We start from the raw sequence: 13,652 nt of genomic DNA, 5'->3' as shown, positions 1-13,652 counted from the left end.
CGGGATGGGTGCCAGCAACGGCGACATCGGGGTGCGGCGGCGCAAGGCTTGAGACATCAACGAAGTGTTGACGCCCTTGCAATCCAGGGAGGTGACGTCATGACAGTGTTCTATGGCGTTCTGGCCGCGATACCGATGATGTGGGGCTACGCCGGTTACGTGATGGTGTCTCATCCCGGCACGGCGGAGGCCGATGGGGCCCGGCAGGCCGCGGAATGTGCCGCTACAGCTTCCTGAGGCCGCGCAAGACCTTGGCAAATGACGGCATCGCGGCCAACCCGCCGCGGAGGCTGCGCTGCAGCGAGCTGACGTCTGCCACGACGACGTAGCGCGCCCCTCGATCGCGCCACTGCGCGGCCTGATCGATCACTTCGTCGGGAGTCCCGCTCAGGAAGACCTCACGCATGACGGGCGGTGGCACCTCGCGCGCGTGGGACAGCGCCGTCTCCGCGTCGAAGGCGTGCGGCACGAGATCCTGAGAACCCGAAAACCCCTGTCCCAGCGGGTGGCTGGCGCCGTGGCGGACAAACACCTCGTCGGAGGCCGTCAGCGACAACGCCTTCAGCACCGGTGAACCCAGCGCGTCGTCGACGGCGGCGCGGCTGGGACCGGTCACGACCAAGAACTCCACCGCGGGAAGGATGGCCATCGGGTCCCGTCCGGCGTCGGAGGCCGCGGCCCGCACGATCTCGAGGCGCTGCCCGTAGTCCTGCGGGCGGTGCGGAAAAGCGGGGAACCAGGCGTCGCCGTATCGCCCGGTGGCCCGCAGCATCCGCGGGCCATGAGCGGCGATCCAGATCTCCGGCCATTTCCCGCGATACGGCGGGAGGTCGAAGACCGCGTCGCGCAACGGAAAGAACGGCGAATCCCGTTTCACCAGTTCGCCATTCGAGTTCCACAACGCTCGGATGGTGGCCAGTGCCTCCTCGAAACGTGCGACGGGTTTCGACCAATCCACCCCGTACGGCTCGTTGCCTTCCCGCTCGCCGGTGCCGATGCCCAGAATCGCGCGCCCGCGGGTGAGCAGGTGCAGCGTCGCGGCGGCCTGGGCGGTGACCGCGGGATTGCGGCGCCCGGTGTCGGTGACGCTCACCCCAAGGCGTAAGCGGCCCAGCCGGTTTCGCGCGGCCAGGTGCCCGAGCATGGTCCACGGCTCCATCGACGCGTCCGCCCGCGGGACGAGCCGTGCCGCACCGCAGTACTTCGGCGCCCAGATCGATCGCGGGAACAACGCGTTCAGGTGGTCGGGCACCCAGAAGGAGTCGACCCTGTTGGCGACCGCGGCCAGGTAGTTGGCGCGGGTAAGCGAATCCGCCGCCGGTCGCGACACGAGGGCTGTGTCCATCACTCCGACACGCATTTTGGGCATTGCACTTGGACCTTCCTTGGGAGCCAGCGGATCAGTAGGCGCGCGGTAGCTTCAGCGCCTGGGCCGAGACGTAGTTGAGCACCATCTCCTGGGAGAAGGGCGCGTTGCGCAGCAGCCGCGCCTCCCGCCACAGCCGCTCCACGTGGTATTCCTTCGCGTACGCGTAGCCGCCGAGGGTGGACATGGCGCGGTCGCAGGCGTCGAAGCCGGCCTCGGCGCCCAGATACTTGGCGGCGGCGGCCTCGACTCCGCAGTCTCGGTGGTCGTCGTAGAGCGTCGCCGCGTGCATCGCGGTCAATCGCGCGGCCTCCAGCCGGATCCAGGAATCCGCCAGGGGGTGCGCCACCGCTTGGTTCTGCCCGATGGGCCGGTCGAAGACCACCCGCTCTTTGGCGTACTTCGTGGCAAGCTCCAGCGCCGCCTGACCGACGCCCACGCCCTCCAGCCCCACGACGATCCGCTCGGAGTTGAGCCCGTCGACCAGATACCGAAAGCCGCGGCCCACCTCGCCGACCACCTCGTCGTCGCGGACCTCGAGGTTCTCGATGAAGAGCTCGTTGGAGTCGATCGCCGAGCGGCCCAGCTTCTCGATCTCACGGACGGTGATCCGCTCGCGGTCGAGATCGGTGAAGAACAGCGTCATCCCGTCCAGCGGCTTCTCGTCGTTGCGGGGGGCGGTCCGGGCCAGCAGCAGGATCTTGTCGGCGTTTTGCGCGTTGCTGATCCACACCTTCTGGCCGTTGACGATCCATCCGCGGTGGACCTTTTCCGCGCGGGTGCGGATGCGCGAGGTGTCGACACCGGCGGTCGGCTCGGTGACGCCGAAGGCCATCAGGAGCTCTCCGCGGGCGAGCTTCGGCAGAAATGCCCGCTTCATCTCTTCCGAGCCGTGCCGGATGATGGGCGCCGGCGGGAAAAGGTAGAAGTGCACCGCGGAGGCCCCACTGGCCCCGGCGCCCGACGCCGCGATCTCCTGCATCATCACGCCCGACTCCGCGATCCCGAGGCCCAGACCGCCGTACTCCTCGGGGATGAGGGCGCCCAGCCAGCCGCCCTCGGCGAAAGCCCTGACGAACTCCCACGGGTATTCGCCCAGCCGGTCTTTGCGGCGCCAGTAGTCGTAGTCGAAGGACCGGGCCACCGCCCTGGTGGCCTTGCGGACGACGTCGATAGTGCTTTCGTCGGACCGGCTCACGAATGCTCCTGACCAATAATGGATTTCGGCACTTTGGCGCTGCGCGCTCTCAGCCACTCGCCGAGGGCCTTGGCCTGCGCGTCGAGCCGCAGGGTGGACGTGGCGCCGGTGCCCAGCAGTCCCTGGACGAGGAAGTTGACGGCGCCGAGTTTGGGCAATTCGTACCGTGAGATCGCCAGCCCCTGGGTCTCGGGAAGGAGGCGTCGCAGCTCATCCACGGTGAGGGACGATTCCAGCCACTCCCACGCGCGTGGATCGCGCACCCACACACCAAGATTGGCGTCCCCGCCCTTGTCGCCGGAGCGGGCGTGCACGATCTCGCCGAGCGTGGCGACGACGAGTTCGTCACCGGACGGCGATTCCGCGGATCGCGCCGGCGCGTGCTGCGGCGCCCGCGGCGCGGTGCCATGCGGGTTGCCCGGTGCGATTACCTCGGTTGTTCCGTCGAAATGATGGACGAGGTGGTTCAGCGCATCCTGGTCGAGCAGCGCGGGCCAGTAGACGCCGAACGCGGATCCGGGTTGCGGCGGACCAAGGGAGTACAGCCCGGGGTAGCTGGACAGGGCCAGTTCCACCATCCAGGACGAGAAGCCGCGTCCCGCGGCCTCTTTGGTGCCCTGCACGGCGACCCGCAGCAGCTCGGTCCCGGCGTTCTGGCGCTCGGGGTCCGGCGCGGCCTGCCCGATGCGGTCGACGGCCACCGCGTCGAGCCCGCCGACGGCCTGGGCGTAGTCGCGCACGGAGCGTTCGACGAGATCGGCTTTCGCATCGAGGTCGATGCCCGTGAGCGCGAAGACGACGCTGTTCTGCCAGCCGCCGATTCCAGTGATGGCGACCTTGGTCGTCGCCGGCGGCGCCGAGCCCCGCACGCCGGCGATTCGCACCCGGTCATTACCGAGGTCGGTCAGTTCGGCGGTGTCCAGGTGCGCGACCACGTCGGGATTCAGGTAGGCGGGATCGCCGATCTCATAGAGCAACTGGGCGGTGACGGTGTCTTTCGTGACGGCGCCGCCGGTGCCCGGGTCCTTGGTGATGACCGACGAGCCGTCGGCGTCGACCTCGGCGATCGGGAATCCCGGCTGCCGCAGGTCGGCGATCAAACGGAACCCCGAGAAGTTGCCGCCGGTCGCCTGCGCGCCGCACTCGATGACGTGCCCCGCGGCGACCGCGCCGGCCAGCGCGTCGTAGTCGTCCTGGCCCCAGCCCCACCACCAGGCGGCGGCGCCCACGACCAGTGACGCGTCGGCGACCCGCCCGGTGATGACGATGTGCGCTCCGTGCTCCAGTGCCCGCGCGATGCCGAACGCGCCCAGGTAGGCGTTGGCCGTCAGCGGCTCATGCGGCCACGACGACAGCGGCGCGCCGCTCGTCAGGTGTTGCAGCGCATGGCCGTCGGCGAGCAGCGCGTCGAGACGGCCGGAGACGTCGTCGCCCCCGACGTGGGAGACACACAGGTCGTATCCGCGGCGGGCGACCAGGTCGCGGGTGGCCGCGACCAGCCCGCCGGGGTTGAGCCCGCCCGCGTTGACGACGAGCCGGATGTCGTTGGCGACGAGGTGCTCGAGCGCCGCGTCCAGTTGCGTCAGGAAGGTGCCCGCATAGCCCTTTGTGCTGTCCTTGGCGCGTGCCTTGCCGAGGATCAGCATGGTGACCTCGGCCAGGTAGTCGCCGGTGATGACGTCGACGCCGCCGGCCCGGGCCATGTCGGCCATCGCCGAGGCCCGGTCGCCGTAGAACCCGGAGCAGTTGCCGATTCGGACCGGATGCTGCTCTTGCGTCGCGCTCATTTCTTCCCTCCCGCAACGGATCTGGTAACCCGGACCGTCCCTTCGAAGCCCGCCGTGCCCGACGGGTGCTGCTCGGTGACCTCGAGGGTCATCGCGTCCCCTTCCGTTGCGGTCACCCGCGCGGTGTAGGCCAGGTCGGCCGGCGCGTACACCGGCTTGCGCAGGCGGTAGGTGAACTTCGCGACCCGCCAGTCGGGGCCGAGGCCTTCGGTGACACACCGCAGGGCCAGCGCCGCCCGCAGGTGGGAGTGCAAGGCGATGCCTTGGTGGTCCTCCTCGCGGGCGTAGGGCTCGTCGAAGTGGATGCGGTGTGGGTTCCAGGTCACCGCGCTGTAGCGGAACAACTGCAGCGGGGTGGCGGTGTGCTTGAGCGGTTCGAGTACGTCCGCGACTTCGTAGGCGACCGACATCACGACTCCAAGGGGTTGCGCAGCGCCACCGTCCGACGGTTGCGGTTGAGCACCGTGCCGTCGGCGGCGCTGAAGGTGTTCAAGGTGGTGACGAAAATGCATGGGCCCGAACGGGTTTGCTTCGGGACGACCGACTCGAGTGTCGTCTCGAGGACCAGCTCCGTGCCGGCGGTGACGGGGTTGACCAACTCCATCTGCTCACCGGCGCCCATCACCCGGAGCCCGAGCTCGGCCTCCCCGAGGGGCATGTCGCCGTCCTGCGGCGTCCCGTCCGGCAACAGCCGGGCCTCGGGAGTGCCGATGCCCCACTCCACGATCGCGGCGAGCATGTTGGGCGGCGCGACGACGTCGGGATAGCCGGCCGACCGGGCGGCCTCGGCCTCGTAGTGGCTGGGGTCCGCCGCCCCGATCGTCATCGCGTAGCGCCCGATCGCCACCGCGTCCAGCGTGCCGATGGCGCGCCGGGACAGGGTTTCTCCCACTCGTGGCGCCGTCTGGGCGTAGTACGTCGCCAACGGGGTGCCTGACTCAAGCGGAGCGGACACGGCTGGTCCCCTCTGCCAGTTCGGCGACGACGTCCTCGGTCGACTCGCCGAGCAGCGGTGCGGCGCGCAACGGTCCGACCGGTGAATCGCTCAGCCGCAGAGGGCATCCCGGGACCGGCACGCGACCCCGGTTCGGGTGGTCGACGTAGGTGATCATGCCGCGTTCAATCAGGTGCTCGTCGGTGTCGACCTCGCGGACCGACTTGACCGGTGCGCAGGGCACCCCGGCGGCCTGTAGGTCGCGGACGAGTTCGGCGCGAGTCCGCGCCTTGGTGACTGAAGACACCTCGTCGTCGACCGCGTCGATGTTGGTGACCCGGTCCTTCTCGGTGCGGAACCGCGCGTCGTCGACCAGCTCTGGGCGACCCAATGCCGTTGCCACGCCGTGCCAGTGCCGCTCGGAGATGCAGATGATCGCCAGCCATCCGTCGCTCGCGGGATAGATGTTGTACGGCGCGACGGCCATTCCCGAGTGGCGGTTGCCGGTGCGCTCGGGCAGCCGGCGCTCGGGATCGTTGTGCAGGCCGCCGAGGCTGGACGCCAGCATCGGGTAGATGGTGTCGTGCATCGAGACCTCGACGATCTGCCCGCGTCCGGTCCGCTCGCGCTGGAATAGCGCCGCCGCGACGGCGCCGAACAGATGGACGCCACCGGAGAAGTCCACGAACGCCGCGCCCGCCTTGGTCGGTGGCCCGTCAGGGTCACCGGTGGCGGACGCGCTGCCGGACATCGCCTGGACGGTGATGTCCATGGCGGACATGTGCGCGTACGGACCGGTGGACCCATAACCCTTGCCCGAGGCGACGATCAGCCGGGGGTTGTGGCGCATCAGTAACTCCGGGGCCAGGGCGAGCCGCTCCATCGTGCCCGGCGCGTAGTTCTCGATCAGCACATCGGCGGTCTCCACCAGATCGAGCAGCGCCTGGCGGCCCGCCGGGGACTTCAGGTCCAGGACCACGCTGCGCTTGTTCGAGTTGAGCATCACGAACTCGTGTGACTCGGCGCGCTGGTGGGAACGGAAGCGCAGTGCCTCACCGCCGGGCGGCTCGATCTTGATGACCTCGGCACCCAGTTGGGCGAGGAGGAGCCCGCAATACGGGCCGTTGTAGACGTGGCCGAGTTCGAGGACCCGGACGCCGTCAAACGCCGGTGACATGAGCGAATTGCCTTTCTTCTGATCAGGACCCGACGACGCCGGCCTCGCCGCCGTGGATGTAGCCGACCGGTCCGACACCCTGTGCCTCCGCAACGGTTTCCGTCACATGTTGGATCGACGTCGCGTCGTTGATGTGCGCCAACGTGCCGTCGTCGTTGAAGCCGATCTGCGCGCCCTCCATCCATAGCAGGACGACCGTGTCCTCGGTGTTGTCCTCGGGGCAGTAGAAGGTGTGCACCGAGCCACCCGGCTCGTACAGGTAGGAGCCGGCAACCTGCGGCTGGTCCGGGTACTCGGCGTACTCCCAGCGGCCCGAGAACGTGTACACCTCGGCCGTGCCGGTGTGGTAGTGCACGGGCAGTTTGCAGCCCGGCGCCATGACCGCCATCAGGACCACCTGACCCTTCTCCGGGTCGAGGCGCAGGGGCTGGATGTGGATGCCGGGGCCCATGGCGTCCTTGAGCAGGGGGATCTGGTCGACGTTGACGGTGAGAAGCTCGTTCTGGGGCATGGCGACGAGGGGAAGGGGGACGCCGTTGGCGGTCCGAATCATTCCGGGACGGGTCGGTGCGGTCATCGTGGGGCCTTTCTCATGAGTACGTATTTACGTACAACAAACCGGATATGCGTATAAAGTACTGTGACTGCCGTCGCAATGCAAGTCCCCCGGGAAAAGTTTTGGGCGGTCTGCGAGCGGGTGCAGTCTGGGAGCCAGACATCCGTGTGCACAGGCAGGAAGACGATGTCCTGATCTCGATTCGCGGCACGGGCTTGCTACCGTCAGCCGCATGCCTGCCCGCCCGCATCGCACGGTCGACCGCGTGGTCCAGATCCTCGAGGCCGTCTCCCTGAGCCCGCGCGGCTTGACGCTGGCTGAGCTGGCGACCGCTCTGGAGGCCGCGAAGAGCTCCGTGCAAGAGCTGACGAACGGGCTGCTCGCGTGCGGTTACCTCGTCGAGCGGGAACGCCGGTTCCACCTCGGGCCGGGGCCGTTCATTCTCGCCGCTCGCGCGAACAAGCTGGCCGCGCTCGCGCTCGATCACCAATTCGTCGCCGAGCTGGGCGAAACGCTCGGCTGTACCGTCCTCGTCGGGGTACGGGTCGGAGACGCCATCATTTTCACCGACCTGGTGGGGGAGGAATCACCGAGTCTGAGGTTCGTCGCACGAATCCATGCCCGCCGTCCGCTGTACACCAGCGCCGCCGGAAAGACGCTGCTCGCCAACGTCTCTGACGATGAGATGTACCGGCTGCTCGACCTCGCCGCGCCGGAACAGGCGGGTGAAGTGCAGCAATTTCTCGCCGAACTCCCCGACATCCGCGCTCGCCGCCTGGCCTTCAATCGCGGAGGCACCCTCGCGGACGCCTACGCGGTGGCCACGCCGCTGCTCGCCCCGGACGGCAGTCTGATCGCGGCGGTCAGCGCGGCCGTCGACGCCTCACAAGCGGACCGCCTCGACGAACTCGGCGAACAGCTCAAAAATGCCGTCACCACGCTCGGCCCGAAGTACGGCCTCAAAGCTTCCTGAAAGCGCGCCGGCCGGCTGTCTTCCAGCTGGCCGGAATCCGGTCAGTCGCACTGCCGGTAATCAAGGATTGGTGCTGGCACGCTTGCCACACGCGATCTAGCACGTTGCACCACAACTTCTTTGGCCCCGCGACGGCTGATTTGAGGATTGGTGCTAACCAGAAAAGACGAGTCGTGTTGGCGGGGACGCTTTTTGAGGTCGCTCCGACAAGACTTCTGGGCATGACCGTCTCAGCACAAGATTCCGAAATTCTCGAGATCATCACGCAGGAGATCATCGACTTCGTCAAGAAGGAAGCCGATGAAGCCGCTCCGACGGCGGAGTCGAACCTCGCCGACATCGGCCTCGATTCCCTCAAGTTCATGTCGATCGTCTTCAAGATCGAGGCGCACTACGACATCGAATTGCAAGAGGAAGACGCCGACGATCTCAGCACAGTCGGCGACTTGGCCAACTTGGTCGTCGGTCGCATGGGAGAGCTGCCGTGAAGGGGGCGCCGGCGATCCGTCCCAAGCACGCCTCGCTGATCGAAATGCTCGATGCGGCGGCCCACTCCGACCTCGGACTGGTTTTCGTGGACAAGAAAGAGCAAGACCACGACGTGCCTTTCGCCCGGATCCGCGAGCAGGCGCTGGCGGTGGCGGGTGACCTGATCCGCCGCGGAATTCGTAAGGGCGACCGCGTCGCGCTGGTGCTGCCGACCTCGCCGGAATTCGTGCAATGCTTCTTCGGCGTGCTGTGCGCCGGCGCGATTCCCGTCCCGCTCTATCCACCCCTGCGGTTGGGCAAGCTCGACGAGTACCACCGTAGGACGACTGCCATGCTCAGCGCGGTGGACGCCGCCATGGTCGTCACCGACGAGCGCATCCGGCGTTTCCTCGGTGTGTCGGTCGCCAACGCGGCCCCGCCGCTGGGATGCGTCACGGCGGCCAGTCTGACGGGCCCGGCAGCGGGGGCCGTCGAAGTCCGTTCTGACGACGTCGCGGTCATCCAGTTCTCGTCGGGCACCACGAACGACCCCAAACCGGTGGCGCTGACCCACGCGAACCTGCTGTCCAACCTGGCGAGCCTCGAGCAGTACATCACCACGGACGGCGCCCCGTATCCGGTTGGCGTCACCTGGCTGCCCCTCTATCACGACATGGGCCTCATCGGAAACCTGCTGAGCGCGTTCTACGTTCCGGGGAAGCTGGTCCTGTTGCCACCCGAGCTGTTCGTCGCGGTGCCCGGGGCCTGGCTGCGAGCCGTGTCGCGGCACCGGGGCACCATCACCGCCGCGCCGAGTTTCGCTTTCGGGCTGTGCCTCAAGCGCATCCGCGATGACGAGCTCGACGGCGTGGACCTGTCCTCGTGGAACATCTGCCTCAACGGCGCCGAGGCGGTCAGCGCCGAAGCGCAGCGGCGGTTCAGCGAGCGCTTCGGGCGCTGGGGATTCCGGGCGTCCTCGTTCACGCCGTGCTACGGCATGGCGGAGGCATCCCTGGCCGTCACCTTCAAGCCGGCGGCTACCTCCTTCAAGACACTCGGCGTGGATGGCGACAGGCTGGCGGCCGAAGGCGTCGTCGAACCGGGCGGCAAAGAGATTGTCAGCGTGGGGCGTCCGCTGGCGGGCATGGCGGTCGAGATCCGCGATGACCACGGGAAGGCGCTGCCGCCGGGCCGGGCCGGCCACATCTTCGTCGCGGGCCCCAGCATCATGGCCGGCTACTTCGGTCGCCCCGACCTCACCGACCAGGCTCTGCACGACGGCTGGCTGCACACGGGCGACCGAGGCTTCGTCCACGAGGGCGAGCTCTACGTGTGCGGACGCCAAAAGGACATCGTCATCGTGCGCGGCGCCAATCACGCCCCCGAGGAGTTCGAGGCCGCGTTGGACGGGCTGCCGGGCGTGCGCACCGGATGCGCGGTCGCGGTGGGATTCGTGCCGCCGGGCGAGGAAGACGAGGCGCTCGCGCTGCTCGTCGAGACGGCTCCCGACGCCGGGCCCGGCCTGGCCCACGACGTCGCGGTGCGCGTGCAGCAACACACGGGCATCCTGCCGGCGCACGTGGAGCTGCTCGAGCCCGGCACGTTGCCGCGCACGAGCAGCGGCAAGCTTCGCCGACGCGAGGCGCTCACGCAATGGCAGACGGGTCGGTTGTCCGCACCCAAAAAGGTCACCGCGCCACGGTTGTTGGTGCAGGCGGCCAATGGGGAAGTCCTCCACGCTCGTGCAGCGCTGGCACGACGCAAGAAGAACCGATTCGTCGGGTAGAGCGAGTAAGGAAGTCAGCCAATGTATCTTGCAGATCCCTTCGACGTGCTGGCGCCGTCGCACGTGACGAAAGGCGCCGTGCGCCAACGTCCTACCCTGCTGGGCATCGCATCGGCCCACCCGCCGTTCGAGGTGACTCAGGAAGAGACCACCCAGTTCTTCGAGCGGGTGTCCTCGGTGCGTTTCGTGAAGCGAATTGTCGAATCGACCAAGGTCCAGAAGCGCCACATTATGTGGCACCCCGACATTCTCGCGGAGGCCGCCGGTCTGCTCACGGGCGACCGGATGGCGGCCCACAGCGAGGCCGTCATCGATGTCGCAGGCCGTTCCCTCAAGGAAGCCATCGGCGACTTCGACACGCAGCGAATCGGCAGTTTCGTGATGGCCTGCTCGACCGGGTACGTCAACCCCGGGCCCGACCTCATGCTCGCGAAAGAGCTTGGTCTGCGGTCGGATCTGCGTCGCACCTTCATCGGCCATATGGGTTGCTACGCGGCGCTCAACGTCATCAAGGTCGCGATGGACAGCGTCGCCGCCCGGCCCGGCGAGCTGGTGATCTGCAACAACACCGAGTTGAGCTCGGCGCACATCCGGGAAAGTTTGATGCCCGGGGAGGACCCGGTGGAAGCGCTCATCACGCAGGCGCTGTTCGGTGACGCCAGCGTGTCGATGCTGATGGGCTCGGCCCCCGACGGCGCCGGGGTGCAGTTCCTGCGCACCCACACCGAGCAGTTATACGACCAGCACACCATGATGAGCCTGAACATCGGCAACCGGTCGTTCTGGATGACGCTGGCCGCCGGCGTGCCCGCGGTCCTCGAGGAGAACATCGAGGGCTTCCTCGCCAAACTCCTGACGCCGCTTGGCCTTTCGAAGGACGACGTCACCCATTGGGGTATTCATCCGGGTGGCCCGAAGATCGTCCGCAAGCTGGGTAAGCAACTCGGCTTGCAGCCGGAGCAGCTGCGCGCCAGCTGGGATGTCCTGGCCAACGCCGGCAACTGTGCCTCGGCCACGGTGCTGCTCGTGCTGGAGAACATCCTGCGCGTCGACAAGCCGCGCCGAGGCGAGCACGGAGTGCTCCTGGCGTTCGGCCCCGGCCTGACCATTGAAGGTGCGGTGCTTCGATTTTGAACGCCTTGGAGCGGCTCGCCCGACTGGCAATCCGCGCGCCGCGACGGATCATTGCGCTGTCGCTGTTCGCCATGGTGGCGACGGCGGTGGTCGGCCTTCCGGTGATTCACAGCCTGTCCGCCGGCGGCTTTCGGGATCCGAGCGCGGAATCGTCCCGGGCGACGGACATGCTGGCCACCCGATTCCACCGGGGTGACACCGAGCTGTTGATCACCGTCTCCTCGGACGACGGCATTCAGAGCGGCGCCGCCGAACGGGTCGGCACGGACATCGTGCGCCAGCTGCACGATTCGCCATACGTGGCGCGGGTGGCCTCGCCCTGGGCGGCGCCGTCGGCGGCGTCGACCGGACTGGTCAGCAAAGACGGCAAGGTCGGTCTGATCGTCGCCAGCATCACCGGCGGGACCAACGCGGCCGGACAGCACGCCGAGACGCTCAGCGACCAGGTCGTACGCAGCCGCGACGGCGTGACGGTGCGCGCCGGCGGGCAGGCCATGGTCGATGCGCAGATCACCAGCCAGACCCGGGACGACCTGAAAGTCATGGAGACCATCGCGGTTCCGGTGAGCTTCCTGGTGTTGGTGTGGGTGTTCGGCGGATTCCTGGCCGCAACGATCCCTCTGGCCGTCGGCGGTATTGCGATCTTCGGGTCGATGGCCGTGCTGCGCGGGCTCGCTTGCGTCACCGATGTCTCGATCTTCGCGCTCAACCTGCTGCTCGCGATGGGCCTGGCGTTGGCGATCGACTACACATTGCTGCTCCTGAGCCGATTCCGGGACGAGATCGCCAGCGGCACAGAGCGAAACGCGGCAATTGTTCGCACGATGACCAGCGCCGGCCGCAGCGTGCTCTTCTCCGCGATGACCGTGTCGTTGTCCATGTCGGCCCTGATGTTCTTCCCGATGCCGTTCCTGAAGTCGTTCGCCTACGCCGCGATCGCGGTGGTGGCTCTGGCGGTCGGCGCGGCGATCATCGTGACACCCGCCGCCATTGTGCTGCTGGGAAAGCGAGTGGATTCGCGCGCGGGCGCCGCCCGCCCCGTCGAGCAGACGTTCTTCTACCGGGTGGCCCACTTCGTGATGCGCCGGGCGGTTCCGATCGGGCTTGGCCTCACCGTCGTGCTGGTCGCGCTGGGGATGCCGTTGTTCGGGATGAAGGTTGGCATTCCGGACGATCGTGTGCTGCCAACCTCCAGCACGGCGCGCCAGGTTGGCGACCAGCTGCGCACGAAGTTCAGCGCCGACGTGGCGTCGAGCCTGAGCGTGGTGGTCCCCGATGCCCGCGGGCTGACTCCGAATGCGTTGGCGGACTACGCCTCTCAGCTGTCGATGGTGCCCGACGTGCCGTCGGTTTCGGCGCCGGGTGGGACGTTCGTCGCCGGGGTCCGCGTCGGGCCGCCCGTCGCCGAAGCGGGGGTCGCCGACGGCAGCGCGTTCCTGACGGTGGCCAGCAGCGCCCCGCTTTTCTCGGATGCTTCCAACACCCAGCTGGACCGGCTGCACGCGGTCGCGGGTCCCGGCGGCGCGCAGGTGCTGATCACCGGGACCGCCCAAGTCAACCGCGACACCGCCAACGCGATCACCTCACGGCTCTCGCTCGTCCTGGCGGCCATCGCGCTGATCACGTTGGTGGTGATGTTCCGGCTCACCGGCAGTGTGGTATTGCCCCTGAAGACGTTGCTGCTGAGCGGCCTGTCGTTGACCGCCTCCTTCGGGGCGCTCGTCTGGATCTTCCAGGACGGCCACCTCGGCGGGCTAGGCACCACCGCTACCGGCACGCTCGTGCTCACCATGCCGGTCGTGTTGTTCTGCATCGCTTTCGGCCTGTCGATGGACTACGAGGTCTTCCTGGTGTCGAGGATCTACGAGTACTGGCTGGCGTCGGACCGGACTGCCGCCGGCAACGACCACAGCGTGGCGCTCGGCCTGGCCAGAACCGGGCGTGTGATCACCGCCGCCGCGTTGATCATGTCGATCTCGTTCGCCGCGCTGATCGCAGCGCAGGTGTCGTTCATGCGGATGTTCGGTGTCGGGCTGACGCTGGCGGTACTGTCCGACGCGACCCTGGTCCGCATGTTGCTCGTCCCGGCGTTCATGCGCGTGATGGGGCGGGCCAACTGGTGGGCGCCACAATGGGTTACGCGGTTGCGCCATCGGCATGAGACCGGCGTTGCCGTCCCGCATCCCGAGCGTCCAGCGGTCGGCGGTCAACCGGCGTACGCATTGGAAGCCCAGTAAGGGGCTGTTCGCGTCGCGCCTGAAGCGGCCTGAGCG

Annotated in this window: 13 protein-coding genes; 6 read left to right on the top strand and 7 right to left on the bottom strand. The window is 67.9% G+C overall.

Features of this window, described 5'->3' with window-relative positions; genetic code table 11:
- The first annotated feature begins 99 nt into the window (after positions 1-99).
- Complete coding sequence (locus AWB92_RS29825; protein WP_158090382.1) at positions 100-237, top strand: hypothetical protein; 138 nt, start codon at positions 100-102, stop codon at positions 235-237.
- On the opposite strand, the gene AWB92_RS15850 is transcribed toward AWB92_RS29825, so the two are convergent.
- Genes AWB92_RS15850 through AWB92_RS15820 form a run of 7 tightly spaced genes read right to left on the bottom strand, consistent with a single transcriptional unit; the run spans position 224 to position 7,039 of the window.
- Complete coding sequence (locus tag AWB92_RS15850; RefSeq protein WP_085186951.1) at positions 224-1,369, bottom strand: LLM class flavin-dependent oxidoreductase; 1,146 nt, start codon at positions 1,367-1,369, stop codon at positions 224-226. The genes AWB92_RS29825 and AWB92_RS15850 overlap by 14 nt on opposite strands.
- Positions 1,370-1,400: 31 nt before the next feature.
- On the bottom strand, positions 1,401-2,564 hold the full coding sequence (locus AWB92_RS15845) for an acyl-CoA dehydrogenase family protein (RefSeq protein WP_085186948.1): 1,164 nt from the start codon (positions 2,562-2,564) through the stop codon (positions 1,401-1,403).
- Complete coding sequence (locus AWB92_RS15840) at positions 2,561-4,351, bottom strand: acyclic terpene utilization AtuA family protein (protein ID WP_085186945.1); 1,791 nt, start codon at positions 4,349-4,351, stop codon at positions 2,561-2,563. Before AWB92_RS15840 ends, AWB92_RS15845 begins: the two co-directional genes overlap by 4 nt.
- On the bottom strand, positions 4,348-4,761 hold the full coding sequence (locus AWB92_RS15835; RefSeq protein ID WP_085186940.1) for a MaoC/PaaZ C-terminal domain-containing protein: 414 nt from the start codon (positions 4,759-4,761) through the stop codon (positions 4,348-4,350). The genes AWB92_RS15840 and AWB92_RS15835 overlap by 4 nt, the downstream gene beginning before the upstream one ends.
- The gene (locus AWB92_RS15830) at positions 4,761-5,306 is read right to left on the bottom strand and encodes a MaoC family dehydratase N-terminal domain-containing protein (protein ID WP_085186937.1); all 546 of its coding nucleotides are present in this window, start codon (positions 5,304-5,306) and stop codon (positions 4,761-4,763) included. Before AWB92_RS15830 ends, AWB92_RS15835 begins: the two co-directional genes overlap by 1 nt.
- Positions 5,290-6,462: a CoA transferase gene (locus tag AWB92_RS15825; protein WP_085186935.1), complete on the bottom strand. Its 1,173-nt coding sequence runs from the start codon at positions 6,460-6,462 to the stop codon at positions 5,290-5,292. Before AWB92_RS15825 ends, AWB92_RS15830 begins: the two co-directional genes overlap by 17 nt.
- A 22-nt stretch (positions 6,463-6,484) precedes the next feature.
- The gene (locus tag AWB92_RS15820) at positions 6,485-7,039 is read right to left on the bottom strand and encodes a 2,4'-dihydroxyacetophenone dioxygenase family protein (protein ID WP_085186933.1); all 555 of its coding nucleotides are present in this window, start codon (positions 7,037-7,039) and stop codon (positions 6,485-6,487) included.
- Between the two features lie 211 nt (positions 7,040-7,250).
- Between AWB92_RS15820 and AWB92_RS15815 the strand changes: the two genes are divergently transcribed.
- From AWB92_RS15815 to AWB92_RS15795, 5 genes are all read left to right on the top strand, one after another.
- Positions 7,251-7,991, top strand: a complete 741-nt coding sequence (locus tag AWB92_RS15815; protein WP_085186931.1) for an IclR family transcriptional regulator C-terminal domain-containing protein — start codon at positions 7,251-7,253, stop codon at positions 7,989-7,991.
- Between the two features lie 221 nt (positions 7,992-8,212).
- Positions 8,213-8,479, top strand: a complete 267-nt coding sequence (locus AWB92_RS15810; RefSeq protein WP_085186929.1) for an acyl carrier protein — start codon at positions 8,213-8,215, stop codon at positions 8,477-8,479.
- Positions 8,476-10,245 (top strand): fatty acyl-AMP ligase, encoded by a 1,770-nt coding sequence (locus AWB92_RS15805; protein ID WP_085186927.1) that lies wholly within the window; start codon positions 8,476-8,478, stop codon positions 10,243-10,245. The genes AWB92_RS15810 and AWB92_RS15805 overlap by 4 nt, the downstream gene beginning before the upstream one ends.
- A 21-nt stretch (positions 10,246-10,266) precedes the next feature.
- A complete protein-coding gene (locus AWB92_RS15800; protein ID WP_085186925.1) occupies positions 10,267-11,379 on the top strand; it encodes a type III polyketide synthase in 1,113 nt (370 codons plus the stop codon).
- Positions 11,376-13,616 carry an MMPL family transporter gene (locus AWB92_RS15795; protein WP_241523473.1) on the top strand — a complete coding sequence of 747 codons (2,241 nt, stop codon included), beginning with the start codon at positions 11,376-11,378 and terminating at the stop codon, positions 13,614-13,616. The genes AWB92_RS15800 and AWB92_RS15795 overlap by 4 nt, the downstream gene beginning before the upstream one ends.
- Positions 13,617-13,652 lie beyond the last annotated feature (36 nt).

Origin of the sequence: Mycobacterium sp. IEC1808, from assembly GCF_002101935.1 — a bacterium.
Classification (GTDB): Bacteria; Actinomycetota; Actinomycetes; order Mycobacteriales; family Mycobacteriaceae; genus Mycobacterium.
The sequence above is the reverse complement of the archived record's forward strand: the minus strand, read 5'-3'. Positions and strand labels throughout refer to the sequence as shown.

What these genes read in the sequence shown, in the direction of transcription:
- AWB92_RS29825 (WP_158090382.1), top strand. Translation starts at nt 100, where the DNA reads ATGACAGTGTTCTATGGCGTTCTGGCCGCGATACCGATGATGTGGGGC.
- AWB92_RS15850 (WP_085186951.1), bottom strand. Translation starts at nt 1,369, where the DNA reads ATGCCCAAAATGCGTGTCGGAGTGATGGACACAGCCCTCGTGTCGCGA.
- AWB92_RS15840 (WP_085186945.1), bottom strand. Translation starts at nt 4,351, where the DNA reads ATGAGCGCGACGCAAGAGCAGCATCCGGTCCGAATCGGCAACTGCTCC.
- AWB92_RS15835 (WP_085186940.1), bottom strand. Translation starts at nt 4,761, where the DNA reads ATGTCGGTCGCCTACGAAGTCGCGGACGTACTCGAACCGCTCAAGCAC.
- AWB92_RS15825 (WP_085186935.1), bottom strand. Translation starts at nt 6,462, where the DNA reads ATGTCACCGGCGTTTGACGGCGTCCGGGTCCTCGAACTCGGCCACGTC.
- AWB92_RS15820 (WP_085186933.1), bottom strand. Translation starts at nt 7,039, where the DNA reads ATGACCGCACCGACCCGTCCCGGAATGATTCGGACCGCCAACGGCGTC.
- AWB92_RS15815 (WP_085186931.1), top strand. Translation starts at nt 7,251, where the DNA reads ATGCCTGCCCGCCCGCATCGCACGGTCGACCGCGTGGTCCAGATCCTC.
- AWB92_RS15810 (WP_085186929.1), top strand. Translation starts at nt 8,213, where the DNA reads ATGACCGTCTCAGCACAAGATTCCGAAATTCTCGAGATCATCACGCAG.
- AWB92_RS15800 (WP_085186925.1), top strand. Translation starts at nt 10,267, where the DNA reads ATGTATCTTGCAGATCCCTTCGACGTGCTGGCGCCGTCGCACGTGACG.